Origin of the sequence: Geodermatophilus sp. DSM 44513, from assembly GCF_032460525.1 — a bacterium.
In the GTDB taxonomy this organism is placed as follows: domain Bacteria; phylum Actinomycetota; class Actinomycetes; order Mycobacteriales; family Geodermatophilaceae; genus Geodermatophilus.
The window spans coordinates 3,008,047-3,031,689 of sequence record NZ_CP135963.1; the positions used below are offsets into that span (position 1 = coordinate 3,008,047).

Consider the following 23,643-nt stretch of genomic DNA (forward strand, 5'->3'; position numbering starts at 1 on the left):
CCACCTCCTCCCGGGCTGCATCGGCGCCGGGGCGGAGGAGGTGAGGCCGGGCCGGGCGGTGTACCCCCGAACGGGTGAGAGCGGTGTCACCGGCCGGCCCGTGCCGTCCCTGCGGTGGGGGTCGCCGTCCGTATCGTGGGCGGCTGCCGGCGCACCCGACGCGGCGGGCACACCCGGGGACGACGGTGGAGGGAGGACGCGGCACGGTGACCACCCACGCGCCCACGGCGCCGGCCCAGGTCGACGCGGCGGCCGCGCTGGCCGACGCGCTCGTCGACGCCTGGGGCAGCTGGGGCCCCAACATGACCCCCGACGCCCGGCAGGTCGCCTTCGTCAGCGACCGCTCCGGCGTCCCGCAGGTGTACCTGCAGGAGGTCGTGGTCGACGGGGCCCAGCCCGCGGCCCGGCCGCTGCGGCTGTCCGACGACCCGGTCACCGCGGTGCGCTGGGCCGCGGACAGCGGCTGGCTGACCGTCGAGGTGGCCACCGGCGGTGGCGTCCGGACGGCGGTGTGGGTGGTGCGCCCGGACGGCTCCGGCGCCCGCCGGGTGGCCGGGGACGCCGAGACGCACGTCGAGCTGGGCCCCTGGACCCGCAGCGGGCACCGCTTCGTGGTCACCTTCCCCGGCGCCGCCGAGGGCGTGCCGACCCGCTGCTACCTGGCCGACCCGGCCACCGGCCGGCTGGACCCGCTGGCCGAGGGCGAGCTCATCCACGTGCTGGACGTGTCGCTGGAGGAGCGCTTCATCGTGGTGCGCGACGGCGGCCGCGGGCAGCAGTTCGTCGTCGTGGTCGACCGGCTCACCGACGAGGCGCTCAGCGTGCTGCCGCCCGGGGCGACCGGCTCGACCGACGTCGCCCTGATCCGCCCGGCGCCGGAGGACCACTCCGGCCCGGTGTACGTCTACCTCGCCTCCGACGTCGGGCTGCCCCGCCGGCAGCTGATCGGCGTCCCGTTCGGGCCCAACGGCTGGCGCGGCGAGCCGCGGACGCTGGCCGCCCGCGACGACGCGGAGCTGGAGTTCGTCGACGCCGACGACGCCGGCCGGCTGCTGCTGCTGGTGTGGAACGTGGCCGGACGCAGCGAGCTGGAGCTGATGGACACCGCCACCGGCGGGCGCACCCCGATCACCGGGCTGCCCGGGCTGGTCGCCGCCGACCCGGTGCTCAGCCGCGACGGCTCCAGCGTGGTGCTCGGCGTCCAGGGACCCACCCGCCCGCGCGAGCTGTGGCAGGTCGACACCACCACGCACGCCTGGACCCGCATCACGCACTCCCCGCCGCTGCCCCGCCAGCGCCTCGTCGTCCCCCGGCTGGAGACCTTCACCGGCCGGGACGGCCTGGCGCTGACCGGCTGGCTGTACCGGGCGCCGGGGCACCTCAAGGAGCCCGGGCCGGTGGCGCTGTACCTGCACGGGGGCCCCGAGGCGCAGGAGCGGCCGGCGTTCTCCCCGCAGCACCAGGCCCTGGCCGCGGCCGGCATCACGGTGTTCGCGCCGAACATCCGCGGCTCGTCGGGCTTCGGGCGGGAGTTCGTGCACGCCGACGACCTCACCGGGCGGTACGCCGCGTTCGCCGACGTGCTCGCCGCCGCCGACCACCTGGTCGCCACCGGGGTCGCCGACCCGGACCGGATCGCGGTGACCGGCCGCTCCTACGGCGGGTACCTGACCCTGGCCTCGCTGGCGTTCTCCCCGGGGGTGTTCGCCGCCGGGGTGGACGTCTGCGGCATGTCGGACCTGGTGACCTTCTACCGCGACAGCGAGCCGTGGATCGCCGCCGCCGCGGTGACCAAGTACGGCCACCCGGAGCAGGACCGGGCGCTGCTGGAGGACATCTCGCCGCTGGCCTCGGTGAACCTCGTCGACGTCCCGCTGCTCGTGGTGCACGGCGAGCACGACACCAACGTGCCGATCGGCGAGGCGCACCAGGTCGTGGCCGCGCTGCGGGCCCTGGACCGGCCGGTGGAGTACCTGGAGCTGCCCGGCGAGGGCCACGACTACCGCCGGGCGGACTCCCGCAAGCTGCTCACCCGCACCATGTTGCAGTTCCTCAGCGCGGCCCTGGCCGGTCCCCGCAGACCGTAGTCCGCGCGGTTCACCCCGGCACGGACGGGACATGCAGGGACGGTGAGCGACCCCTTCGACCTCGAGCGCTTCGTCCGTGCCCAGGACGGCGGCACCTACGACCAGGCGCTGCGCGAGCTGCGGGACGGCGCCAAGCGCGGCCACTGGATGTGGTTCGTGTTCCCCCAGGTCGCCGGGCTCGGCCGCAGCCCGACGGCGCAGCGGTACGCGGTCTCCGGGCTGGAGGAGGCGCACACCTACCTGGCGCACCCGGTGCTCGGGGCGCGGCTGCTGGAGTGCGCGCAGGCGCTGCTGGCGCTGCCCGGCCGCGACCCGGTGGCGGTGCTCGGGGCGGTCGACGCGGTCAAGCTGCGCTCGTCGATGACGCTGTTCGAGGCGGCGGCGCCGGACGAGCGGGTGTTCGGCGAGGTCCTGGAGCGCTACTTCGACGGGGAGCGGGACGAGGCGACCACCACCCGGCTCTGACGAGCGGTCCGGCGCCGGGTCGACCACGCTGGGGCGCGTGGCGAACGAGAACAGCGGCTCCGGGTACGTGACGTCGGGTGAGTTCCGGCGGGACACGAACTACATCCCCGACCGGGTCACCGCCGACGGGTCGGGCGGGTGGCCGGTGGAGGCCGGGCGGTACCGGCTGGTCGTCGCGCGGGCGTGCCCGTGGGCCAACCGGGCGGTCATCGTGCGGCGGCTGCTCGGCCTGGAGGAGGCGATCTCCCTGGGCCTGTGCGGTCCGACCCACGACGAGCGGTCGTGGACCTTCGACCTCGACCCCGGCGGCCGCGACCCGGTGCTCGGCTACGAGCGGCTGCAGGAGGCCTTCCTGGCCCGCTTCCCCGACTACGACCGCGGCATCACGGTCCCCGCGCTGGTCGACGTCCCCACGCGACAGGTGGCGACCAACGACTTCATGCAGATGACGCTGGACCTCTCCACCGAGTGGACCGCCCTGCACCGCGACGGCGCCCCGGACCTCTACCCCGAGCACCTGCGGGCGGAGATGGACGAGGTGATGCAACGGGTCTACACCGAGGTCAACAACGGGGTGTACCGGTGCGGCTTCGCCGGGGACCAGGCCGCCTACGACGCGGCGTACGAGCGGCTGTGGACCGCCCTGGACTGGCTGACCGACCGGCTGGCCGGGCAGCGCTACCTGATGGGCGACACCATCACCGAGGCCGACGTCCGGCTGTTCACCACGCTGGCCCGCTTCGACCCCGTCTACCACGGCCACTTCAAGTGCAACCGGCAGAAGCTGTCCGAGCTGCCGGTGCTGTGGGGCTACGCGCGCGACCTGTTCCAGACCCCCGGGTTCGGCGACACGACCGACTTCCCGCAGATCAAGGAGCACTACTACGTCGTGCACGCCGACATCAACCCGACCCAGGTCGTCCCGCAGGGCCCGGACACGTCGAACTGGCTGACCCCGCACGGGCGCGAGGAGCTCGGCGGCTCGCCGTTCGGGGACGGGACGCCGCCCGGGCCGCCGCCGGAGGCCGAGCGGGTGCCCGCCGACCACGGCCCCGGCGGCCTCGGCCACCGCTGACCCGCGGCCGCGGGGACTACTCGCAGCCGACGCCGTCGCCGACGCCGTCGCCGTCCCCGTCCCGGTCCAGGTGCCGGCCTGCGCCGGCGACGCCGAAGCCGAGCAGGCATGCCAGCAGCGGGACCGCCCACCGCAGCCACCTGCGCCGCTTCTCGCGGGGCTCGTCACCGGCCGCGGTCTCGACGGGCAGCTGCAGCGTCGGCGTCAGCTGCTGGCTCGGGCGCGGGGAGCCCGGGTCGGTCGGCGTCATCGCGGTCCCCCCGACTGAGCAGCCACCCGGACGGCCCTTGTCGCGACAATGGCTTTTCGGACGGCCTTTATCGCGATAATGGCCACCCGGACGGCCTCTCGCGCGCGGAAGGGGGGTCGGGGCGGCCCGCGGGGTGGCGGGGGTCGGTCAGGCTGGTCGGGTGAGTGGCGCCGAGGGTCCCGACCTGGTCCTCCCGAGCGCGGGACCTGACCCGCTCCCGCTGGGCACCGCGCTCGCCGCGGTGCTGGGCTACGCCCGCGGGCGACGGCCGCTGTGGTTCCGGTCGCCCGGCCACCCGCGGGGCCGCTGGGTGCAGGTGCCGGCGTTCTGCCACGAGCGCTTCGACCGCCGGCCCCGGGCGCGCGGCCCGCTCGGGGACGACGACGTGCTGACCGCCGAGGGGCTGCACGGCCGGCTGGACCCGGCGGGGTGGGCGGCGGTCCGGGCCGCCCTCGACGACGCGGGTGGGCCGGCCGACGCCGCCACGGAGCGGGCCGGCGGGCGTCCGCTGTGGGAGCTGCCGGACGACGAGTTCTCGGTGCTCGGCGAACCGGGGACGGTGGGCGCCGCGCTGCGCGCTCTGCGGGAGACCGGCCCGGGAGCGGTGCGGGCGTACGTCTCCGCGGCGCTGCACCACCGGCGTCCGGAGCTGTTCCCGCTGGTCGGCCCCACCACCCGCCGCCAGCTGCTGCCGCACGTCGAGGAGGGCGACAGCGGCCTCGAGGCCGTGGTGCACCGGGAGCTGCGGGCCAACGCCGAGGGGTTCGCCGTCCTCGAGGCGTCGGTGGCCGCGGCGCTGGGCCCCGCCGGTGCGCTCACCCGGCTGCGGTTGCACGACGTCCTGGTGTGGGCGAGCGGCAGCCTGCGGCTGGCGCACGCCGTGTCGCTCGGCGCCCGCGCAGCCCGCTGACCGGGCCGGGCGGCTGGCCCGCGGTGCCGCGGTCCGGCAGGCTGCACGGGTGCTGAGGACCGAGCTGTGACGGACGCCGTGCACGTCGACGAGCAGCTGCTCGGCCGCTACGTCGCCGAGCTCGGTGCCATCGGCGAGACCCCCGACGGGATGTACCGCTTCCTGTACGACGAGGCCTGGCAGCGCGCCCGGGACACCCTGCTGGGCTGGATCACCGACGCCGGCCTCGAGGGGCGGGTCGACGCGGTCGGCAACGTCTTCGGCCGGCTGCCCGGCTCCGCGGACGGCGACGTCGTGCTCACCGGCTCGCACGTCGACACCGTGCCCTCCGGCGGGAAGTACGACGGCGCGCTGGGCGTGCTCGGCGGGCTCGCCGCGCTGGCGGCGCTGCGCGCGCACGGCACGCCCCGGCGGACCCTCGAGGTCGTCAGCCTGTGCGAGGAGGAGAGCAGCCGCTTCCCGGCCAACTTCTTCGGCACCCGAGCGATGCTGGGGCTGGTCGGCCCGGACGAGCCCGACCGGCTGCGGGACCGGGACGGCGTGACCCTGGCCGAGGCCATGCGGGAGGCGGGCCTGGACCCCGCCGCCGTCAGCACCGCGCAGCGGCACGACCTGGGCACGTTCCTCGAGCTGCACGTCGAGCAGGGCCGGGTGCTGGCCGACGAGGGCACCGACATCGGCCTGGTGGAGGTCATCCCGGGCATCGCCTGGGAGACGGTCACCGTGCGCGGCCGGCAGGACCACGCCGGTGCCACCCCGATGGACCTGCGCGCCGACGCGCTGCAGGCCGCCGCGCAGATGGCCCGGGAGATCACGGCCGCGGTGGAGCGGGAGGGCCGGCCTGCGGTGGTCACCACCGGCCGCTGGACGGTCGAGCCCGGGCAGCCCAGCGTCGTCCCGGGGCGGGTGGAGTTCTCCGTGGACCTGCGCCACCCCGACCTCGCCGTCCGCGACCGGCTGCTGGACGAGGTGCACCGGATCTGCGCCGACGTCGCGCGGCGGCACGGGGTGGAGGTGGACGTCGTCCGGGACAAGGACGAGCAGCCGGCCACCATGGACGCCGGCCTGCTCGACGTGCTGCGCGAGGCCACCGAGGCGTGCGGCGCCAGCTGGCGGCGGATGCCCAGCGGCGCCGGCCACGACAGCCAGCTGATGGCCTCCCGCGTGCCGACGGCGATGCTGTTCGTGCCCAGCGTGGAGGGGCGGTCGCACACGCCGGCGGAGTACACCTCGCCCGAGGACTGCGTCCGCGGCGCCTCGGTGCTGGCCACCGCCCTGCACCGGCTCGCCTGGTGAGAAGGGCCTCCCTCAGGCGGTCGGGACGGCGGCCCCCGTGCCGGGCAGCTCGTCGCGGTGCACCACGCCGTCCTTGACCACCAGGGCGACCCGTCCGGTGGCCGAGACGTCCTCCACCGGGTTCCCGTCGACCACCACCAGGTCGGCGAGCCTGCCGACCGCCAGCGTGCCGATCTCGTGGGCCAGGCCCAGGTTCTCCGCGGCCCCGCTCGTGGCCGCCACCAGGGCCTGCATCGCGGTCAGCCCGTGCCGGACCATGAGGGCCAGCTCGGCGGCGAGGTCGTCGTGCGGGTTGAACGGTGTCCCGGCGTCGGTGCCCGCGGCGATCCGCATGCCCGAGGACACCGCGTCGGCGAAGCTCTTGCGCTGCTGCGCGGCCTCCGCCTCGGCCTTGTCCACCGCCCAGCCCGGGATGCCCCCGGCCCGCCCGTTCCGCACGATCCCGTCGACGGCGAGCATGGTCGGCACGAGGAAGGTGCCCTGGGCCACGGCCAGCTCCAGCAGCTCGTCGTCGAGGTAGAAGCCGTGCTCGACGGAGTCGATCCCGGCCAGCAGGGCGTTGTGGATGCCGGCCCGCCCGATGGCGTGCGTGGTCACCCGGCGGCCGGAGTTGTGCGCCTCCTGCGCCACGACGGCCAGCTCCTCGGGCAGCAGCGCCGTCTGGGTGGGTGAGACGCCGGGGGTGAGCACCCCGCCGGTGGCCATCACCTTGATCACCGCCGCGCCGGCCTTGATCTCGGCGCGGGTGGCCTTGCGCACCTCGTCGGGGCCGTCGGCCTCCCGGCCGATGAAGTGCCCGTGCCCGCCGGTCATGGTGATCACCCGCCCGGCGGCCTGCACCCGCGGCCCGGGCACCATGCCCTGGTCGATCGCCTTGGCCAGCTCGACGACGACGTCGTCGGCCGCGCCGCAGTCGCGCACCGTGGTCACCCCCGACCGCAGCGCGGCCAGCGCGCTGCCCGCGGCGCGCAGGGTGGCCCGCGGCACGGTGTCGCTCGCGACCTGGGCGACCAGGTCCGGCGCGCCGTCGGCGGTCAGGTGCACGTGGCAGTTGATCAGGCCGGGCAGCACCGTGCGGCCGCCGCCGTCCACCACCGACTCCGGCGCGGTGGCCGGCGCGGAGCCCTCCGGGCCGACCCAGGCGATCCGGCGGCCCTCGACCACCACGGCCTGGCCGGGGACGGGCGGCGAGCCGGTGCCGTCGACGACGGTGACGTTGCGCAGCAGGAAGCTGGTGGGGGTCATCGGACCTCTCGCTCGTGCGTGGGCTCGGGGGTGGGCAGGCGCCCGAACAGCGCCAGGTCGACGTTGCCGCCACTGGCGACGGACACGACGCGGGTGCCCGGGGGCAGGTCCAGGACGCCGGTCGTCAGCGCGGCCAGCGGCGCGGCGGCCGAGGGCTCCAGGAGCAGCTTGGTGCGGCTGACCGCCAGCGCGAGCGCCCGCAGGATGTCCTCGTCGGCGACGCGGACCACCCGCTCGACGTGGGCCTGCACGTGGTCGACGGTCACCTGCCCGGTCATCGGCGCGGCCAGCCCGTCGGCCACGCTGCGCGCCCCGGGCAGCCGCACCGGCGCCCCGGCGGCCAGGCTGCGCGACATCGCGTCGGCGGTCTCGGGCTCCACGCCGATCACCCGGGTCCCCGGCGACAGCGCGGCCAGTGCCAGCGCGACGCCGGAGACCAGCCCGCCGCCGCCGACCGGGACCAGCACCACGTCGGCGTCCGGCACGTCCTCGGCGATCTCCAGCCCGACCGTGCCGGTGCCGGCGACCACCGCCGGGTCGTCGAAGGGGTGCACCGGGACGCGGCCGGTCTCGGCCACCGCGGCCAGGTAGGTGTCCAGCAGGTCCCCGTCGGTGAGGACGACGTCGGCGCCGTAGGCCCGGCAGGCGGCGACCTTGGCCGGCACCGCCGTCGCCGGCATGACCACCGTGCCGGGCACGCCGACGCTGGCCGCCGCGAAGGCCACGGCCGCGCCCGCGTTGCCCGCCGACAGGGTGATCACCCCCCGGGCGCGCTCGGCCGCGGGCAGCGACAGGACCGCGTTGAGGGCACCGCGGGCCTTGAAGCTGCCGGTCCGCTGGAACAGCTCCGCCTTGAGGTCCAGCCGCACGCCCCAGAGCTCCCCCAGGCTGGACGAGCGCAGCACCGGCGTGCGGTGCACCCGCCCGGCCAGCCGGTCGGCCGCGGCCCGGACGTCGTCCAGGGTGACCAGCTGCCGGGCGGCGGTGCTGCCGGCGGCGGTCACCCGGCCGGCCGGTCGACGCTGCGCATGCGGGGGTCCAGGGCGTCGCGCAGGCCGTCACCGAGCAGGTTGAACGCCAGGATGGCCAGGAAGATGGCGATGCCCGGGAAGGTGGTGAGGTGGGGGGCGCTGAAGATGAACTGCCGGCCCTCCCCCAGCATGGTGCCCCACTCCGCGGTGGGCGACTGCACGCCCAGCCCGAGGAAGCCCAGCCCGGCGGCGAGCAGGATGCTCACCCCGATGCTCAGCGTGCCGTGCACCAGCACGGGGGTCAGCGCGTTGCGGAAGACGTGCACGGTGATGATCCGCAGGTCGCCCGCGCCCAGCATCCGGGCGGCCTCGACGTAGGGCTCCTCCCGGATGCTGAGCACCGACGAGCGCACCAGCCGGATGATCACCGGGATCACGCTGATCCCCACCGCGATGATCACGTTCTGCAGGCTCACGCCGAGGACGGCGACCAGGGTGAGGGCCAGCAGGATGCTGGTGAAGGCGAACATCATGTCCGCCAGCCGGGAGATGGCCAGGTCCGCCCACCCGCCGTAGTAGCCGGCCAGGATGCCCAGCGGCACGCCGACGGCCAGCCCGATGGACACCGCGAGCACGCCGATGAGCAGCGAGATCCGGCCGCCGTACATCAGCCGGGTGGCGATGTCGCGGCCCAGCTGGTCGGTGCCCAGCCAGTGCTCCGCGGAGGGGCCCTGGATGGCCGACCGCAGGTCCTGGCCGTTCGGGTCGTAGGGGGACAGCACCGGCGCGAGCACGGCCAGCGCGACGAACACCACGATGATGCCCAGGCCGACCATCCCCGGCGGGTGGCCGCGGAAGCGACGCCAGGCGTGCACGGGCTCCCCCTCTCGGTCAGTAGCGGATGCGCGGGTCGACCACGACGTAGAGCACGTCGACGACCACGTTGAGCAGGATGAACGCGGCGGCGTAGACCAGCACGATGCCCTGGACGACGGCGAAGTCCCGGGCGCCGATCGAGTCGACCAGCAGCCGCCCGATGCCCGGCCAGCCGAACACCGTCTCGGTCAGCACCGCGCCGCCGAGCAGGGCACCGAACTGCAGGCTGATCACGGTGAGCACGGGGATGAAGGCGTTGCGCAGGCCGTGCTTGACGATCACCGTGGTCGGGGCGGCGCCCTTGGCCTGCGCCGTCCGGATGTAGTCCTGCCCCAGCACCTCGAGCATGCTGGCGCGGGTCATCCGGGAGATGAGCGCCGTGGAGAACGCCGCCAGGGTCACCGCGGGCAGCACGATGCTCAGCGGCTCGCCGCTGCCCGCGGCCGGCAGCCAGCCCAGCGTGACGGCGAAGAGCAGGATGAGCAGCAGGCCCAGCCAGTAGACCGGCATGGACACCCCCATCATCGCCACGCTGGAGATCGCGTGGTCCACGACGGAGTTGCGGCGCACCGCGGCGACCACGCCGGCCGTCACGCCGACGATCGAGCCGATGACCGTGGCCACGACGGCCAGGATCAGCGTCGCCGGCAGCCGGACGGCGATCTCGGCGGCCACCGGCCGGGAGGTGCGGGCCGACTGGCCCAGGTCACCCTGCAACACCCCGGTGAGGAAGGACCCGTACTGGCTCAGCAGCGAGTCGTCCAGACCGAGCTGGTCGCGCAGCCGGGCCACCTGCTCCTCGCTGGCGTTGAGCCCGGCGAGGACCCGGGCGGGGTCACCGGGCAGCACCCGCAGCATGAGGAAGATGAGCACCGACACCCCGACCAGGGTGATCAGCGACAGCAGCAGCGTGCGCACGATGTGCGCGGCGGTGCCGGTCACCGGTGACCCCTCATCGCCGGCCTCCCCGGGTGGCCGGCGGTCAGCTCGCCGGCCGCGCGTAGACGGCGGAGAACTTCTCGGTCGGCGTGGCGCTGATGCCGGTGACGTCGGCGGACCACACGATCGGGAAGGACTGGGTCCACAGGAAGATCCACGGCGCGTCGTCCCAGATGACCTGCGAGGCGTCGCAGTACAGCTGCTCCCGCCGCGCCTCGTCGGTCTCCACGTCGGCCTGCGCGAGCAGCTCCTCGACCTGCGGGTTGGTGTAGAACGACGTGGCCAGGCCCGCCGGCGGGTGGGTCGCCTGGCGGAACATCTGCATCTGGAAGTCCGCGTCCAGGAACGGCGGCGCCCAGCCGAGCAGGTGCATGTCGACCGTGTTCTCCGACGGCGCGGCGTTCACCCGGGCCAGGAACGAGGGGAAGTCGCTGGTGGAGACGCTGACGTCCAGGCCGACCTCGCGCAGGTAGCCGGCGATGGCCTCGGCGGCCTGCTGGTCCTGCACGTAGCGGCCGCTGGGGGTGAGCAGCTCCAGGCTGGCGCCCTCCGCGCCGGCCTCGGCCAGCAGCTGCCGCGCCCGCTCGGGGTCGTAGTCGTAGGTGCCGGTCTGGCAGTAGCCGAACAGGCTGGGCGCCATCGGGGCGTCCATGACCTCGGCGGCGCCGAACAACACGTTGTCGACGATGGCCTGCTTGTCCACCGCGTGGTTGAGAGCCTGGCGGACCTGCGGGTCGGACAGCAGCGGGTCGTTGGTGTCCAGGGCGATGAAGATCGTCCGGTCGCTCTCGGCGAGCAGCACCTCGACGTCCTCGTTGGCCTGCAGGGCCTCGATGTCCGACACCGGCGGCAGGATCATCATGTCCACCTGGCCGGACAGCAGCAGGCTCTCCCGGGTGGCCGCCTCCGGCACGATCCGGAAGACCACGGTGTCGTAGAAGGGCTCCTCGCCCCAGTAGTCGGGGAACTTCTGCACCGTGACGCTCTCGCCGGCGGTGTACTCCCCGAAGGTGTAGGGCCCGGTGCCCACCGGCCGCTGGTACTCCAGGTTGGTGTTGCCCTCGGCGGTGACCGACGCCGGCGAGATCATCCCCGCGGTGGTCACCGACAGCGCGCTGAGGAAGCCCGGTGACGGCCGGCTGAGCGCGATCTCCACGGTGGTGTCGTCGACCGGGGTCACCGACTCGATCACCTCGAAGGGCGAGCCGAGCGGGACGGTGAGGGCCGGGTCGATGATCCGCTCCAGGTTGAACTTCACGGCCTCGGCGTCGAACGGCGTCCCGTCGTGGAACACCACGCCGTCCTGCAGCCCGAGGGTGACGATGCGCCCGTCCTCGGAGATCTCGAAGGTCTCGGCGAGGTTGCCGACCAGCTCGTCGTTCTCGTCGAACACGACCAGGGTCTCCACGACGTAGTCGACGATGTTCTGCACGGTGGTGGTGGTCTGCCCGGCCGGGTCGAAGGTGTCCGGGTCGATGCCCACGGCGATGGAGAAGGTGCCCCCGCCGCCCTCGCCCCCGCCGCCGGTGGCCGGCGCCTCGGGGTCGCTGACGGTGCAGGCGCCCAGCAGCAGGGCCAGCGCGGACGCGGCGGCCAGGGACCGGGCCCGGGACGGACGGCGGCGTGCTCGGATCGTGGTCATGGTCTCCCGCTCTGACGGAGTGGCACGGATCTGGACCCGACCCGCGGCGGGGCCGCGGCCGGCGGTGGCGGTGGCGGTGGGTGCGCGGTCACGGGACCACCGGCCGCACCTCGGCGAAGTGGCAGGCGCTGGGGTGGCCGTGTCCGCGGTCGACCAGCGCCGGCTCCTCCTCGGCGCAGACCGGCTGGGCCTTGGGGCAGCGGGTGCGGAAGTTGCAGCCCGAGGGCGGGGCGGCGGGGCTGGGCACGTCGCCGGTGAGCACGATCCGCTGCCGGGTGCCGCGCTTGGTCGGGTCCGGGATGGGGACCGCGGACAGCAGCGCCTGCGTGTAGGGGTGCGTGGGCCGGGCGTAGATGTCCGCCCGGTCGCCGATCTCCACGATCTTGCCCAGGTACATGACCGCGACCCGGGTGGAGATGTGCCGGACGACGGACAGGTCGTGGGCGATGAACACGAACGCCAGCCCCAGCCGCGCCTGCAGCTCCTGGAGCAGGTTGACCACCTGGGCCTGGATGGACACGTCCAGGGCGGAGACCGGCTCGTCGAGCACGAGCACCTGGGGGTCCACGGCCAGGGCCCGGGCGATGCCGATCCGCTGCCGCTGCCCGCCGGAGAACTCGTGCGGGTAGCGGTCGGCCTGCTCGGTGCTCAGCCCGACGGAGGCCAGCAGCTCGTCGACCCGGGACCGCAGCTCGGCGCCGGCGGCCAGGCCGTGGATGCGCAGCGGCTCGCCGACGATCGCGCGCACCGTCAGCCGCGGGTTGAGCGAGGTGTAGGGGTCCTGGAAGACGAACTGCATCTCCCGGCGGACGGCCTTCATCTCCCGGCGGCTGGACCCGGAGATGTCGACGCCCTTGAACAGCACCCGACCGGACGTGGGCTCCAGCAGCTTGACGAGGGTGCGGCCGGCGGTGGTCTTGCCGCAGCCGGACTCCCCCACCAGGCCGAGCGTCTCCCCGGCGGCCAGCGTGAGGCTCACCCCGTCGACGGCGTAGACCGTGCCGACCTGCCGCCGGGTCACCCCGCCGCGGATGGGGAAGTGGGTCTTGAGGTCCTCGACTCGCAGGATCTCCTCCCCGCGGCCGACCCGCTGGTGCAGGCGCTCCGCTGGCGCGCTCGGCGCGGGCGCGGTGCTCATCGCGCGGTGCTCATCGGTCGGTGCCCCCCGGGTCGGCGACCATCCCCCGCGTCACCGCGGCCATCGCGGCGGGGACCTCCGCGGCGAAGTGGCAGGCCGACCGCTGCCCGCCGCCGACGTCGTACAGCGGCGGCACCTCGGTGCGGCAGACCTCGCGGCCCTGGGACACCCGGCACCGCGGGTGGAACGAGCAGCCCGTCGGCAGGTCGATGAGGCTGGGCGGTGAGCCAGGGATGGGGTCCAGCCGCTCCAGCTCGACGTCCAGCCGGGGCAGGCTGGTCATCAGGCCGAGCGTGTAGGGGTGGCGGGGGGCGGCGAAGACGGTCCGCACGTCGGCGACCTCGACCACCCTGCCCCCGTACATGACGACCACCCGGTCGGCGTGCTCGGCGATCAGCCCGAGGTCGTGGGTGATCAGGACCGTCGCCGCGTTGGTCCGCTCCTGCGCGGCCCGCAGCACCTCGAGCACCTGCGCCTGGATCGTCACGTCCAGGGCGGTGGTCGGCTCGTCGGCGATGAGCACCGCCGGGTCGTTGGCGATGGCCATCGCGATCATCGCCCGCTGGCGCATGCCGCCGGAGAACTCGTGCGGGTACTGGTCGTAGCGCCCCTCCGGGTTGGGGACGCCGACCAGCCCGAGCAGCTCGACGGTGCGGTCGCGGGCCGGCTGGCGGCCCAGCCCGGTGTCGTGCAGCCGCAGCGCCTCGGCGATCTGCTGGCCGACGGTGAGCACCGGGTTCAGGCTGGTCATCGAGTCCTGGAAGACCATCCCGATCCGGCTGCCGCGCAGCTGGCGCAGCTCCCGCGCCGGCATGGTGCGCAGGTCCCGGTCCTCGAACAGGATCTCGCCGGCCACGATCCGTCCCGGCGGGCTCGGGACGAGCCCGAGGACGGACATCGCGGTGACGCTCTTGCCCGACCCGGACTCGCCGACCACCCCCAGCGTCTCGCCGGGGTAGAGGTCCCAGCTGACGTCGTTGACGGCCTTGACGACTCCGGCCGGGGTGACGAATTCCGTCGTCAGCCCCCGGATGGAGAGAACGGGACTGCCCACCAACAGCGCCTCCTCGACCGATCCGTGGCTGAAAGCTAGGGCACGGTGGTGCCTCCTGGGTGACATCCGGATAACGGCGGCGGGTCCTGGCGCCGAGTGGTCGCCGTCACACCACAGTGTGACGGCCGTCTCCCCGGCCGCCCGGGGACGTCGCTCAGACCGCGCCCGGCACCGGCTCGCGCCAGACGTCCATCCGCACCGTCCCGGTCGCCCGCCCGGCACCGTCGAGCAGCCGCCCCATCCGCTTGACCGAGCGGAGCACGACCAGCCGGTCGACCACGTCGACCTCGGGCACCTGGTGCACCAGCTCCTGCTCGAAGCGGTGCACCTCCTCCAGCGAGGGCAGCCACGCGGTGACCAGCATGCTGGGCGTGCCGGCGAGGGTGGCCGACAGCCGCACCTGCTGCAGCCGGCCCAGCCGGGCGGCGGCCTCGTCCAGCCGGCCGGCCGGCGCGTCCGCGGACAGCACCACCATCACCGGCAGCCCGGCCAGCGGGGCGGCCACGTCGGTGCGCAGCAGGACCGCACCGGAGGCGATGAGGCGGTCGACGCGGCGGCGCGCGGTCGGCTGGCTGGTGCCGGTCAGCTGGGCCAGCGTGGCGAAGGAGGCCCGGCCGTCCTCGCCGAGCGCCGACATGAGGTCCCGGTCGACCTCGTCCAGCACGGCCGGCCGGATGGCCGGCATCGCCCCGCCGTTGCCCACCGGGGGCAGCACGCCCAGCCGCCAGGTGCTGCCCTCGGCGTGCAGCCGGGTGGCGATCCGGGCTCGGGTGCCGGTCACGCCGGGCACCCGGTCCAGCCGCTCGAGCAGGTAGCGCCCCAGCGTGGGCAGGTCGACCGCGGCCACGGTCAGCAGCAGGTCCCGGCCGCCGGCGGTGATGTCGACCGACAGCGCGTGCGCGTCGCCGGCGAGCTCCTGCGCGACGCGGGTCTTCTCACTCGGCGTGCAGGTCACGTCGACGTAGGCGAGCACCTGCGCGTGGTGCGACCCGGGCCCGGGGGTGCCGGTGATCCAGGCCGCGCCGGTGGACCGCAGCCGCTCCCAGCGCCGGGACGCGGTGACGGCGTTGGTGCCGACCACGTCGGCCACCGACGTCCACGGCGCCCGCGGGTCGCGCTGCAGCGCCTCGACCAGGGCCAGGTCGTCCTCGTCCAGCGCAACCGATCCCGGCATCCGGCGAGCCTCCCATGACCGATGCCTGCAATTCCGCGCCTCGCACGTGGTGGACTCCTACCGTGCGGGGCATGATTCTGGAGGAGGTCGCGTGACCCGGTCGGAGACGCTGCGCGAGGACGCCCGCGCCCTGCAGGGCGAGCTGGTGGAGCTGCGGCACCGGCTGCACCGCCGTCCGGAGGTCGGCCTGCAGCTGCCCCGCACCCAGGAGACGGTGCTCGCCGCGCTGGACGGCCTGGACCTGGAGGTGTCCACCGGCACCTCGACGACGTCGGTGACCGCCGTCCTGCGCGGCGGGCGCCCCGGGCCCGCCGTCCTCCTCCGGGGCGACATGGACGCGCTGCCGGTGCAGGAGGAGACGGGGCTGGACTTCAGCAGCGAGGTGGACGGGGTGATGCACGCCTGCGGCCACGACCTGCACACCGCGATGCTGGTGGGCGCCGCCCGGCTGCTGCACGCGCACCGCGACACGCTGGCCGGCGACGTGGTGTTCATGTTCCAGCCCGGCGAGGAGGGCTGGGACGGCGCGGGCCACATGCTCGCCGAGGGCGTCCTCGACGCGGCCGGGCAGCGGGTGTCGTCGGCCTACGGCATGCACGTGATGTCGGCGATCCACCCGCACGGGCAGTTCACCACCCGGCCGGGCACGCTCATGGCGGCCAGCGACGAGCTCCGGGTGACCGTGCGCGGTTCCGGCGGCCACGGCTCGGCGCCGCACCTGGCCCGGGACCCGATCACGGTCGCCGCCCAGCTGGTCGGTGACCTGCAGACCATGGTCACCCGGACCTTCGACGTCTTCGACCCGGTGGTGGTCACCGTCGGGCTGTTCCGGGGTGGGACGAAGCGCAACATCATCCCGGACGAGGCGACCTTCCAGGCGACGGTCCGCACCTTCTCCGCCGCGGCCCGCGAGCGGGTCCGGGACGCGTCGGTGCGGCTGTGCGAGTCGGTGGCCGCCGGCTACGGCCTGACCGCCGACGTGGAGTTCCTGGAGGAGTACCCGGTCACCGTCAACGCCCCCGAGCACGCCGCGTTCGCCGCCGGGGTCGCCGCGGAGGTGTTCGGCGAGGACCGGTACGCGCCGCGGGTGTCCCCGCTCACCGGCTCCGAGGACTTCTCCCGGGTGCTCGAGGAGGTGCCCGGCTGCTACGTCTTCCTCGGCGCCGCCGTCGGCGGGGACCACGAGACCGCGCCGAACAACCACAGCCCGCGGGCCCGCTTCAGCGACGACGTGCTGTCCGACGGGGTGCTGCTGCACGCCGAGCTCGCCGTCCGGGCGCTGGAGCGGGACGCGGCGGCGGGCTGAGCCGGCCCACTACGGCGCCGCGGGACCGCCCGGCTCAGCCCGCGCCGGCGGCCGTGGCGGCGGCCACCGGCGCCGGCGCGGCCGTCGGGCGCAGCTCGGCCAGCGGCGCGGGCCGGGCGAACAGCCAGCCCTGCCCGTAGCGGCAGCCCATGGCCAGCAGCGCGTCGCGCTGGGCGAGCGTCTCCACGCCCTCGGCGGTCACCGCCATCCCGGTGCCGACCGCGAAGTCGACCAGCAACTGCACCAGCGCCCGGTCGCGGTCGTCGCCCAGCACGCCCTGCACGTAGGAGCGGTCGATCTTCAGCCCGTCCGCCGCCACCTCGCGCAGGTGCCGCAGCGAGGTGCCGCCGGCGCCGACGTCGTCGAAGGAGACCGCGAAGCCGGCCGCGCGCACCTCGGCGAGCGGCTCGACGGCCGCGGCCAGCTGCTCGACCAGCAGGTGCTCGGGCACCTCCACCCGCACCAGGCCGGGGTCCAGCTCGGCGACACCGGCGGCCTCGACCAGCACCCGGCGCAGCCCGGGGGCCAGCAGCCGGTCGGTGCTCACGTTGACGTTGAGCGCGACCCGGCCGGCGGCCTGCTCGCCGTGCTGCCGCCGCCAGGCGGCGAACTCCCGCGTGGCGGTGCGCAGCACCCAGTCGTCGAGCTCCACCAGCTGGCCGGCGCGCGCGGCGGAGTAGAGGAAGGCGTCCGGGGTGAGCAGGCCCAGGCGCGGGTGCCGCCAGCGCACCAGCGCCTCCAGGCTGGCCAGCCGGCCGTCGGCCAGATCGACGATCGGCTGGTAGACCAGCCGCAGCTCCCCGCGCGCGGCGGCGTCGCGGATGCTCGTGCCCACCAGGGGGTCGGCGTCGGCGGAGGTGGTGACCGTGACCGGGCCGGTCAGCCGGTCCCCGCCCTCGCGCTTGCCGGTGTACATGGCCAGGTCCGCGGCGCGCACCAGCTCGGCGGCGTCCACCCCGCCGGCGGCGCACAGCGACACTCCGGTGCTGACCCGCACGGGGGAGCCGGCCCGCCCGGTCCGGCGCAGGGCGGCCACCGCCTCGTGCAGTCGCGCGGCTACCACCCGGGCAGGGTGCCCGTCGACGTCGTCGGCCAGGTCCGGGACGACGGTCTCGACGTCCACGCAGACGGCGAACTCGTCCCCGCCGAGGCGGGCCACCAGGTCCGCCGGGCGCGCCGCGGCCGACAGCGCGGCGGCGACCTGGCAGAGCAGGGCGTCGCCGCCGGCGTGGCCGAGGTCGTCGTTGACGGCCTTGAAGCCGTCCAGGTCGAGGTAGACGACCACCGTCCGGTGGCCCGGCCGGGTCGCCGTCCGGCGGCAGGACTCCTCGACCCGGCCGAAGAAGGCGCTGCGGTTGGCCAGCCCGGTGAGCGGGTCGCGCAGCGCGCGGCCGGCCAGGGTCCGGGCGACGGCGGCGAGCAGGGCCGGCATCGACACCGCACGCACCGTGCCCGCCGTCCGCACCAGGACGTGGTCCTGCACGTGCTCGGCGGCGCGGGTGATCGCCCGGCTGGAGGCATCGGTGACCGGCGTGGCTGAAGGCAGGGTCAGCGCGTCCCACTGCGCCACCGCCGCCAGCGGGCGGCGCGCGTACAGGGACCGGCCGTAGCCGAACGGCCCGCTCATCATCGCCTCGAAGCGCGACCGCTCCACCAGGCCGACCACTCCCCCGATCTCGGGGTGGGTGACCACGGCGCAGCCGGCCGCGCGGGCCCGGCCGAACACCCGGTCGAGCTCCTCGCAGGTGCTCGAGCCCGGCAACACGGGGACGTCGTGCCCGAGGTCGCCCAGGGTCACGTCGTCCCCGAGGGCGGGCTCGGCCACCTCTGCACCACTCCACAGCACCGGTGTCGTCACGCCGTCGGTGTCGGCAGCCCCCGGACGGGGCGTGAGGCGAGTCCGCCCGCACTCCCCCGCAAGGGGGACTTGCGGTCAGACCACGCGGACCCGCAGCCGGCGGAAACCGCGGCCCTTGCTCTCCATCTTGACCACCTCGACCCGGCCGACCATCGCCGTCGAGGCCACGTGCGTGCCGCCGTCGGCCTGGGTGTCCAGGCCCACGATGTCGACGATCCGCACCTCCTCGACGTCCGGCGGCAGCAGGTCGGTCGCGGTGCGGATCAGGTCGGGGATGGCGTAGGCCTCCGCGCGCGGGAGGGTGCGCACCCGGATCGGCCGGTCGGCGGCGAGCTCGGTGTTGACCGCCTCGGCGACCCGGTCCTTGAAGTCCGGCGGGACCTCGGGCAGGTCGAAGTCCATCCGCGCGACCAGGGGCTCCATGTTGCCTCCGGTGACCTTGGCGCCGAAGTCGCGCAGCACGACCCCGGTGAGCACGTGCAGGCCGGAGTGGGTGCGCATCAGCGCGGTGCGCCGCTCGTCGTCCAGGGCGCCGCGGACGGCGGTGCCCGGCGGCGGCAGCGGGTCGCCCTCGACCGGGACGAGGTAGAGCTCGTCGCCCCTGCGGGTGCCGGCGATCCGGGTGCGGACGCCGCCCCACAGCAGCACGCCCTCGTCCGGCGGCTGGCCGCCACCGCCGGGGTAGAAGGCGCTGCGGTCGAGCACGATGCCCTGCTCGGCGTCGGAGGCGACGACGGTGGCGTCCCACTCCCGCACGGTGGCGTCGGCGAGGTCGAGGCGGTGGGTGTGCCCGTGGCGGTCGCTGGAGGTGCTCACCTCCCGCATGCTGCCCGCCCGGGGTGGACGACGGCCAGCGCCGCCCACCCCGGGACCCGGGTCAGGCCGCCGGGGTCGGGTTCCGGAGGCTGCCGGCCATGGTGAGCGCCAGCCGACGGCTGACCCGCAGGCCCTGGTCGGCCAGGCCGTACGTCGCCTCGATGACGTCCTCCGGCCGGACCAGGACGGCCGGCACGATGCTGCGGACGATCGTGGTGATGCCCTGCACGACGCCGGCGACGGCGTCCTCGCTGCTGCGGGTGGCCCGCTCCAGCTGCTGGCGGGCCTGCTCCTGCTCCTGCTCCTGCTCGCGGAGCTCCGTCATCAGGTCCGCCCGCGTCGAGCTGACCAGCCGGTCGCTGCGCTCGTCGTGGTCGCCGTGGGCCGCCCGGGTGGCGAGCTCACCGGCGACCACCCGGCGGGCGCGCTGGGTGACGTCCTGCTGGGTGCGGGCGAGCTCGTCGATCTCCTGGGCCCGCTCGGCCTGGTGCTCCTCGGCCTGGTGCTCCTCGCCCTGCTGCTCCTCGGCCTCGGCGGTGTGGGTCGTCTGGTCCATGGTGGTGTCGGTCTCGCTCATGGGTCCTCCTGCGCTCGTCCGGTCGGAGACCTCAGCCTCGGCGCGGCAGGTGAACGACACCCCGCGCTGCAGGCGCACGACCGGCGAGCCCGCAGGTAACTCGTGGGTGGCCCGGCGCTCAGGAAGCCGCACCCGCCGCCGCGACCAGCGCGACGGTCTGGTCGACGACGGCCTTCCGGTCGGCCTCGAACTCCGGGCTGGTCAGCACGGCGAGGTCGGCCGGGTACTCCAGCGCCGAGATGTGCAGGTGGCCGCCGGGGACGTCCCAGGCCTGCAGGCCGATCCGCAGCCGGTTGGAGCGGTACATGCTCTCGTTGGACAGGTAGCTGCCGCCCGGGCCGGACGCCGCGGTGGAGCCCTCGGACGGGTCGTCCTGACAGCGCACCGCCGAGGGGGTCGGGAAGGTGCCCGCCGGCCACTCGCAGATGCCGTCGTTGAGCACCACCGGCCACGGTCCGGTGCCGGCGTCGATCATCGCCTGGTACGGCAGCGTGGTCTCGATCCACTGCGGGGAGTCGAACGGCTGCGGCCAGTGCGACGGCCGGGAGACCGGCCCGAACAGCGTGTTCCGGTTGTTGTCCGGGGAGCCGCCGCGGGCGTTGGCGGCCCACTGCTCGATGTCCATCCTCCCGCGCCCGGTCTGGCTGATCGTCATGATCAGGTCGGCGCGGTCCTCCCCCGGAACGAGGACCTGGCCGAACGCGTCCTCGACGACGCCCTGGTCGAAGTCGGTCCAGTTGACCGGGAACACGACCGCCTGCACGACGACCGGACCGTCCTCGGTCTCCAGCCGCCGCCCGTCCAGCTGCAGGGCCGTGGCGCCCGAGGGGTTGGAGTTCCGCAGGCTCGCGTCGAGGCTGTAGGTGTCGAACCCGCTGATCACCACCCGGCGGGCGTCCCCGGCGTCCTCCGGCCAGGCCACCGTGGTGATCCCCCGCGAGGAGCGGTCCAGGACGTGCACCAGCGCGTTGCGCTGGATGCCGGTCAGCTCGAAGGGCGCCTCGTACTGGCGCACCGCCCGCGTCATGTGCAGCCGGGCCCAGTACAGCGGCCGGTCGTCGTACCGGTCGATCGTGCCGAGCTGCACCTCGCCCTGGGCGCGGGCCACGGCCAGCTCCCACAGCGCCTCGCCGTGCCGGGCGGCGGCCTGCTCGACCTCGACGAGGGTCGACGCCGCGCAGAGGTCGTCGGTGAATGCCGTCACCGCGTCCTCGAAGCCGGCGGCGCGCAGGAACTGGGCGGCGGCGGACTCCCCGCCCTCGACCAGCGGCAGGCCGATGCGCTGCTCCTCCACGGTGAGCACTCCCTCGCCGCCGGTGCACGGGGCCGGCGGGACGCCGGTGGCCTCCGTCGCGCCCCCGGAGGGCACGGTCCACAGCGCGAGCGTGGAGCAGGCGACGGCGGTGCACAGGCCGATGCGGGCGGCCCGCCGGGACAGGGACCTGGACGGGGACATGCGGACCTCCGCGGTGTCGGGGTGGCCCGGCTGCGGTGCGCGCCGGACCGGCTGCCCCACCCTGGCACCGCGGCCCGGAGCCCGCGCCTCGACCCGGCTGCGACGACCACGGGGTCCGGGAGGCGACGCGCCGACGTGCGCCGGCGTCTCCCGTCCCGTCGTCCGTGATCGCGACCGACCGGGCTCCCGCGCGCGGGAGGCCGTGCTCGCCGCTAGACGACGCGGGTGAGGGCGGGCCAGAGCTCGTCGCCGCCCCGGGACAGCAGCCCCGCGCCGAGCACCTTCGACCAGGTGAGCTCCGAGCCGGCCTCGTCGCGCCAGGACCACAGCCGCCGGGTGAGGTGGTGCAGCCGGTACTCCTGGGTGAACCCGATCGCGCCGTGCACCTGGTGCGCCAGCCGGGCCACGACCTCCACGGCCGCGCCGGCGCGCACCTTCGCAGCGGCCGCGGCCAGGACGACGTCCTCGTCGCGCTCCAGCACGTGCACGGCGGCGTCGACCAGCGCGCTCACCGCGGTGACCTCGCCGGCCATCTGCGCCAGCTGCATCTGCACCGACTGGAACTTCCCGATCGGCCGGCCGAACTGCTGCCGCTCGCCGGCGTACTGCACCGTCCAGGCCAGCACCTGCTCCAGGGCCGCGCCCAGCTGCACCGCGCGCGCCAGGGCGTAGCGGGCGCGCACCACCCCGGCCTGCTCGGCGGTCAGCAGCGCACCGGACGCCGGCGCCCCGGCCAGCACCAGCGAGCCGCGCGGCTCCCCGGCCAGGTTGCGCGCGTCGCTGGTGGCCAGGCCCCGCGCGTCGACCAGCGCGAGCACCGCGCCCTCGATGCCCGCCGGTGCCGCCGCCAGCACGGCGACGGAGCGGGCCACCCCGGCCCAGGCGACGTCGGTCGCGGTACCGGTGAGCGTCCAGCGCCCCGGGCCGTCGCCGTCGTCGGACGGTGCGGCGGTGACCGCCCCGGCGACCGCGAGCGTCAGCGGTTCAGCCGGGTCGGGCAGGTCCAGGCCGGCGGCCAGCACCGCCGGCCCGGCGACCAGCAGCTGCTCGGCGACCGGCACCGCCCCGGCACCGGAGGCGAGCGTGCGGACGACGGCGACCGCGTCGGCCAGCTCGCCGCCGGACCCACCGGCCTCCTCGGGCAGCCCCACCCCGGTCAGCCCGGCGTCGGCGAGGTCCGCCCACAGCCCCGCGTCCCAGGCGGTGTCCGCGGTCAGCGCGAACGGCTCGTGCCCGGCGAGGACGTCCCGGACGGTCTCGACCACCAGGTCCTGGTCCGACGCCATCAGCGCAGCCCCAGCCCGCGCGCCACGATGCCCCGCAGGATCTCGTTGGTGCCGCCGCGCAGCGTGTAGCCGGGCGCGTGCAGCTGCGCCTCGGCCAGGGCCCGGCCCAGCGGGTCCGGCGAGTCCAGCGACACCGGCACCTCGACGACCTTGCGGACCTCCTCGGCCACGTCGGCCTCGAACGTCGTCCCGACGTCCTTGACCAGCGCCGCCGGGATGTCGGGCAGCTCGCCGCGGTCCAGCGCCGCTGCGATCCGCAGCGAGAGCTGGCGCAGCGCCAGCAGCCGCGACGACAGCCGGCCCAGGGTGGCCAGCTGCGCGGCGTCACCGGAGTCGGCGACGCGGCGGCCGAACTCGGCCAGCAGCGGGTAGGTCGACAGGAACCGCTCGGGTCCGGAGCGCTCGAAGGCCAGCTCCGCGGTCACCTGGTGCCAGCCGGCGCCCTCCTCCCCCAGCAGCATGTCGCCGGGGACGACGGCGTCGTCGAACACCACCTCGTTGAAGTGGTGGCCGCCGTCGAGGATGCGGATCGGGTTGATCGTGATGCCCGGCAGCGACAGGTCGACGAGCAGCTGGGTCAGCCCCTGGTGCTTGCCGCGGGGGCCCTCACCGGGCGGGCCGGTGCGCACCAGCACGATCGCGTAGTGGGAGTGGTGGGCGTTCGACGTCCACACCTTGGCGCCGTTGACGACGAAGTCACCGTCGCCGTTGCGGACCGCACGGGTCCGGATGGAGGCGAGGTCCGAGCCGGAGTCCGGCTCGCTCATGCCGATGACGAAGTAGCACTCGCCGGCGGCGATCCGCGGCAGGATCTCCTTGCGCTGGGTCTCGGTGCCGTAGCGCAGCAGGTTGGGGCCGGACTGCCGGTCGGCGATCCAGTGCGCGGCCACCGGCGCGCCGGCGGCCAGCAGCTCCTCGGTGACCGCGTAGCGCTCCATCGCGGTGCGCTCGTGCCCGCCGTACTCCCTGGGCCAGGTCATGCCCAGCCAGCCGCGCTCCCCGAGCTTGCGGGAGAACGCCGGGTCCACACCGGACAGCCAGGTGTCGACGTGCGTGCTGAACGAGCCCGCGGCGAGCTCGGCGGCGAGGAACTCCCGCACCTGCGCGCGGACCTCCTCGGCGGCCTGGGACGACGGCGCGGGCGCCAGGGTCAGCGAGCTGCTCATCGGTGCGACTCCCCACTCCGGTGTGGCTGTGCCCCTCTGGTTGTACAGGGCCATCG

The 23,643-nt window shown here is 75.2% G+C and carries 21 protein-coding genes; 6 read left to right on the plus strand and 15 right to left on the minus strand.

Annotated elements, in window-relative coordinates; all coding sequences use genetic code 11:
- The first annotated feature begins 206 nt into the window (after window positions 1-206).
- The 3 genes from RTG05_RS14555 to RTG05_RS14565 are packed head-to-tail and all read left to right on the plus strand — an operon-like array spanning window position 207 to window position 3,627.
- The gene (locus RTG05_RS14555) at window positions 207-2,087 is read left to right on the plus strand and encodes a S9 family peptidase (protein ID WP_166525716.1); all 1,881 of its coding nucleotides are present in this window, start codon (window positions 207-209) and stop codon (window positions 2,085-2,087) included.
- Between the two features lie 42 nt (window positions 2,088-2,129).
- Window positions 2,130-2,552, plus strand: coding sequence for a DUF1810 domain-containing protein (locus tag RTG05_RS14560; RefSeq protein ID WP_166525717.1), 423 nt, complete (start codon window positions 2,130-2,132; stop codon window positions 2,550-2,552).
- A gap of 37 nt (window positions 2,553-2,589) precedes the next feature.
- Window positions 2,590-3,627 carry a glutathione S-transferase family protein gene (locus tag RTG05_RS14565; protein WP_166525718.1) on the plus strand — a complete coding sequence of 346 codons (1,038 nt, stop codon included), beginning with the start codon at window positions 2,590-2,592 and terminating at the stop codon, window positions 3,625-3,627.
- 16 nt (window positions 3,628-3,643) lie between these two features.
- Here RTG05_RS14565 and RTG05_RS14570 read toward each other — a convergent pair whose 3' ends face one another.
- Window positions 3,644-3,877 (minus strand): hypothetical protein, encoded by a 234-nt coding sequence (locus tag RTG05_RS14570; protein WP_166525719.1) that lies wholly within the window; start codon window positions 3,875-3,877, stop codon window positions 3,644-3,646.
- A gap of 160 nt (window positions 3,878-4,037) precedes the next feature.
- On the opposite strand from RTG05_RS14570, the gene RTG05_RS14575 reads away from it, so the two are divergent.
- On the plus strand, window positions 4,038-4,787 hold the full coding sequence (locus RTG05_RS14575) for a DUF6308 family protein (RefSeq protein ID WP_166525720.1): 750 nt from the start codon (window positions 4,038-4,040) through the stop codon (window positions 4,785-4,787).
- Window positions 4,788-4,853: 66 nt separating this feature from the next.
- Window positions 4,854-6,083, plus strand: coding sequence for a M20 family metallo-hydrolase (locus tag RTG05_RS14580; RefSeq protein WP_166525721.1), 1,230 nt, complete (start codon window positions 4,854-4,856; stop codon window positions 6,081-6,083).
- A 12-nt stretch (window positions 6,084-6,095) separates the two neighbouring features.
- Here the strand turns inward: RTG05_RS14580 and RTG05_RS14585 are convergent, their stop codons facing one another.
- The 8 genes from RTG05_RS14585 to RTG05_RS14620 all read right to left on the minus strand — a co-directional run bounded on the left by RTG05_RS14585 (window position 6,096) and on the right by RTG05_RS14620 (window position 15,122).
- On the minus strand, window positions 6,096-7,328 hold the full coding sequence (locus tag RTG05_RS14585; RefSeq protein ID WP_166525722.1) for a metal-dependent hydrolase family protein: 1,233 nt from the start codon (window positions 7,326-7,328) through the stop codon (window positions 6,096-6,098).
- A complete protein-coding gene (locus RTG05_RS14590; RefSeq protein ID WP_208104578.1) occupies window positions 7,325-8,332 on the minus strand; it encodes a pyridoxal-phosphate dependent enzyme in 1,008 nt (335 codons plus the stop codon). Before RTG05_RS14590 ends, RTG05_RS14585 begins: the two co-directional genes overlap by 4 nt.
- Window positions 8,329-9,174: an ABC transporter permease gene (locus RTG05_RS14595; RefSeq protein ID WP_208104579.1), complete on the minus strand. Its 846-nt coding sequence runs from the start codon at window positions 9,172-9,174 to the stop codon at window positions 8,329-8,331. Before RTG05_RS14595 ends, RTG05_RS14590 begins: the two co-directional genes overlap by 4 nt.
- 16 nt (window positions 9,175-9,190) lie before the next feature.
- Window positions 9,191-10,117, minus strand: a complete 927-nt coding sequence (locus RTG05_RS14600; protein ID WP_208104580.1) for an ABC transporter permease — start codon at window positions 10,115-10,117, stop codon at window positions 9,191-9,193.
- 40 nt (window positions 10,118-10,157) lie between these two features.
- Complete coding sequence (locus tag RTG05_RS14605; RefSeq protein ID WP_166525723.1) at window positions 10,158-11,756, minus strand: ABC transporter substrate-binding protein; 1,599 nt, start codon at window positions 11,754-11,756, stop codon at window positions 10,158-10,160.
- Window positions 11,757-11,844: 88 nt separating this feature from the next.
- Complete coding sequence (locus tag RTG05_RS14610; RefSeq protein WP_166525724.1) at window positions 11,845-12,894, minus strand: ABC transporter ATP-binding protein; 1,050 nt, start codon at window positions 12,892-12,894, stop codon at window positions 11,845-11,847.
- Between the two features lie 10 nt (window positions 12,895-12,904).
- Window positions 12,905-13,948, minus strand: coding sequence for an ABC transporter ATP-binding protein (locus tag RTG05_RS14615; RefSeq protein ID WP_315911906.1), 1,044 nt, complete (start codon window positions 13,946-13,948; stop codon window positions 12,905-12,907).
- Between the two features lie 154 nt (window positions 13,949-14,102).
- Window positions 14,103-15,122, minus strand: a complete 1,020-nt coding sequence (locus RTG05_RS14620) for an Lrp/AsnC family transcriptional regulator (RefSeq protein ID WP_166525726.1) — start codon at window positions 15,120-15,122, stop codon at window positions 14,103-14,105.
- A gap of 91 nt (window positions 15,123-15,213) precedes the next feature.
- Here RTG05_RS14620 and RTG05_RS14625 point away from each other — a divergent pair, with 91 nt between their 5' ends.
- A complete protein-coding gene (locus RTG05_RS14625; protein ID WP_208104581.1) occupies window positions 15,214-16,428 on the plus strand; it encodes a M20 metallopeptidase family protein in 1,215 nt (404 codons plus the stop codon).
- A 34-nt stretch (window positions 16,429-16,462) separates the two neighbouring features.
- Here the strand turns inward: RTG05_RS14625 and RTG05_RS14630 are convergent, their stop codons facing one another.
- The 6 genes from RTG05_RS14630 to RTG05_RS14655 all read right to left on the minus strand — a co-directional run bounded on the left by RTG05_RS14630 (window position 16,463) and on the right by RTG05_RS14655 (window position 23,587).
- Complete coding sequence (locus RTG05_RS14630) at window positions 16,463-18,253, minus strand: putative bifunctional diguanylate cyclase/phosphodiesterase (protein ID WP_166525727.1); 1,791 nt, start codon at window positions 18,251-18,253, stop codon at window positions 16,463-16,465.
- A 108-nt stretch (window positions 18,254-18,361) separates the two neighbouring features.
- Window positions 18,362-19,102, minus strand: coding sequence for an alanyl-tRNA editing protein (locus RTG05_RS14635; protein ID WP_208104582.1), 741 nt, complete (start codon window positions 19,100-19,102; stop codon window positions 18,362-18,364).
- A gap of 61 nt (window positions 19,103-19,163) precedes the next feature.
- Window positions 19,164-19,679 carry a hypothetical protein gene (locus tag RTG05_RS14640; RefSeq protein WP_166525729.1) on the minus strand — a complete coding sequence of 172 codons (516 nt, stop codon included), beginning with the start codon at window positions 19,677-19,679 and terminating at the stop codon, window positions 19,164-19,166.
- Between the two features lie 118 nt (window positions 19,680-19,797).
- Window positions 19,798-21,135, minus strand: a complete 1,338-nt coding sequence (locus tag RTG05_RS14645; RefSeq protein ID WP_166525730.1) for a PA0049 C-terminal domain-containing protein — start codon at window positions 21,133-21,135, stop codon at window positions 19,798-19,800.
- A 212-nt stretch (window positions 21,136-21,347) separates the two neighbouring features.
- A complete protein-coding gene (locus tag RTG05_RS14650; protein ID WP_166525731.1) occupies window positions 21,348-22,421 on the minus strand; it encodes an acyl-CoA dehydrogenase family protein in 1,074 nt (357 codons plus the stop codon).
- A complete protein-coding gene (locus RTG05_RS14655) occupies window positions 22,421-23,587 on the minus strand; it encodes an acyl-CoA dehydrogenase family protein (protein WP_166525732.1) in 1,167 nt (388 codons plus the stop codon). The genes RTG05_RS14650 and RTG05_RS14655 overlap by 1 nt, the downstream gene beginning before the upstream one ends.
- Window positions 23,588-23,643: the final 56 nt, after the last annotated feature.

What these genes read in the sequence shown, in the direction of transcription:
- RTG05_RS14645 (WP_166525730.1), bottom strand. Translation starts at nt 21,135, where the DNA reads ATGTCCCCGTCCAGGTCCCTGTCCCGGCGGGCCGCCCGCATCGGCCTG.
- RTG05_RS14570 (WP_166525719.1), bottom strand. Translation starts at nt 3,877, where the DNA reads ATGACGCCGACCGACCCGGGCTCCCCGCGCCCGAGCCAGCAGCTGACG.
- RTG05_RS14610 (WP_166525724.1), bottom strand. Translation starts at nt 12,894, where the DNA reads ATGAGCACCGCGCCCGCGCCGAGCGCGCCAGCGGAGCGCCTGCACCAG.
- RTG05_RS14620 (WP_166525726.1), bottom strand. Translation starts at nt 15,122, where the DNA reads ATGCCGGGATCGGTTGCGCTGGACGAGGACGACCTGGCCCTGGTCGAG.
- RTG05_RS14585 (WP_166525722.1), bottom strand. Translation starts at nt 7,328, where the DNA reads ATGACCCCCACCAGCTTCCTGCTGCGCAACGTCACCGTCGTCGACGGC.
- RTG05_RS14640 (WP_166525729.1), bottom strand. Translation starts at nt 19,679, where the DNA reads ATGAGCGAGACCGACACCACCATGGACCAGACGACCCACACCGCCGAG.
- RTG05_RS14605 (WP_166525723.1), bottom strand. Translation starts at nt 11,756, where the DNA reads ATGACCACGATCCGAGCACGCCGCCGTCCGTCCCGGGCCCGGTCCCTG.
- RTG05_RS14655 (WP_166525732.1), bottom strand. Translation starts at nt 23,587, where the DNA reads ATGAGCAGCTCGCTGACCCTGGCGCCCGCGCCGTCGTCCCAGGCCGCC.
- RTG05_RS14650 (WP_166525731.1), bottom strand. Translation starts at nt 22,421, where the DNA reads ATGGCGTCGGACCAGGACCTGGTGGTCGAGACCGTCCGGGACGTCCTC.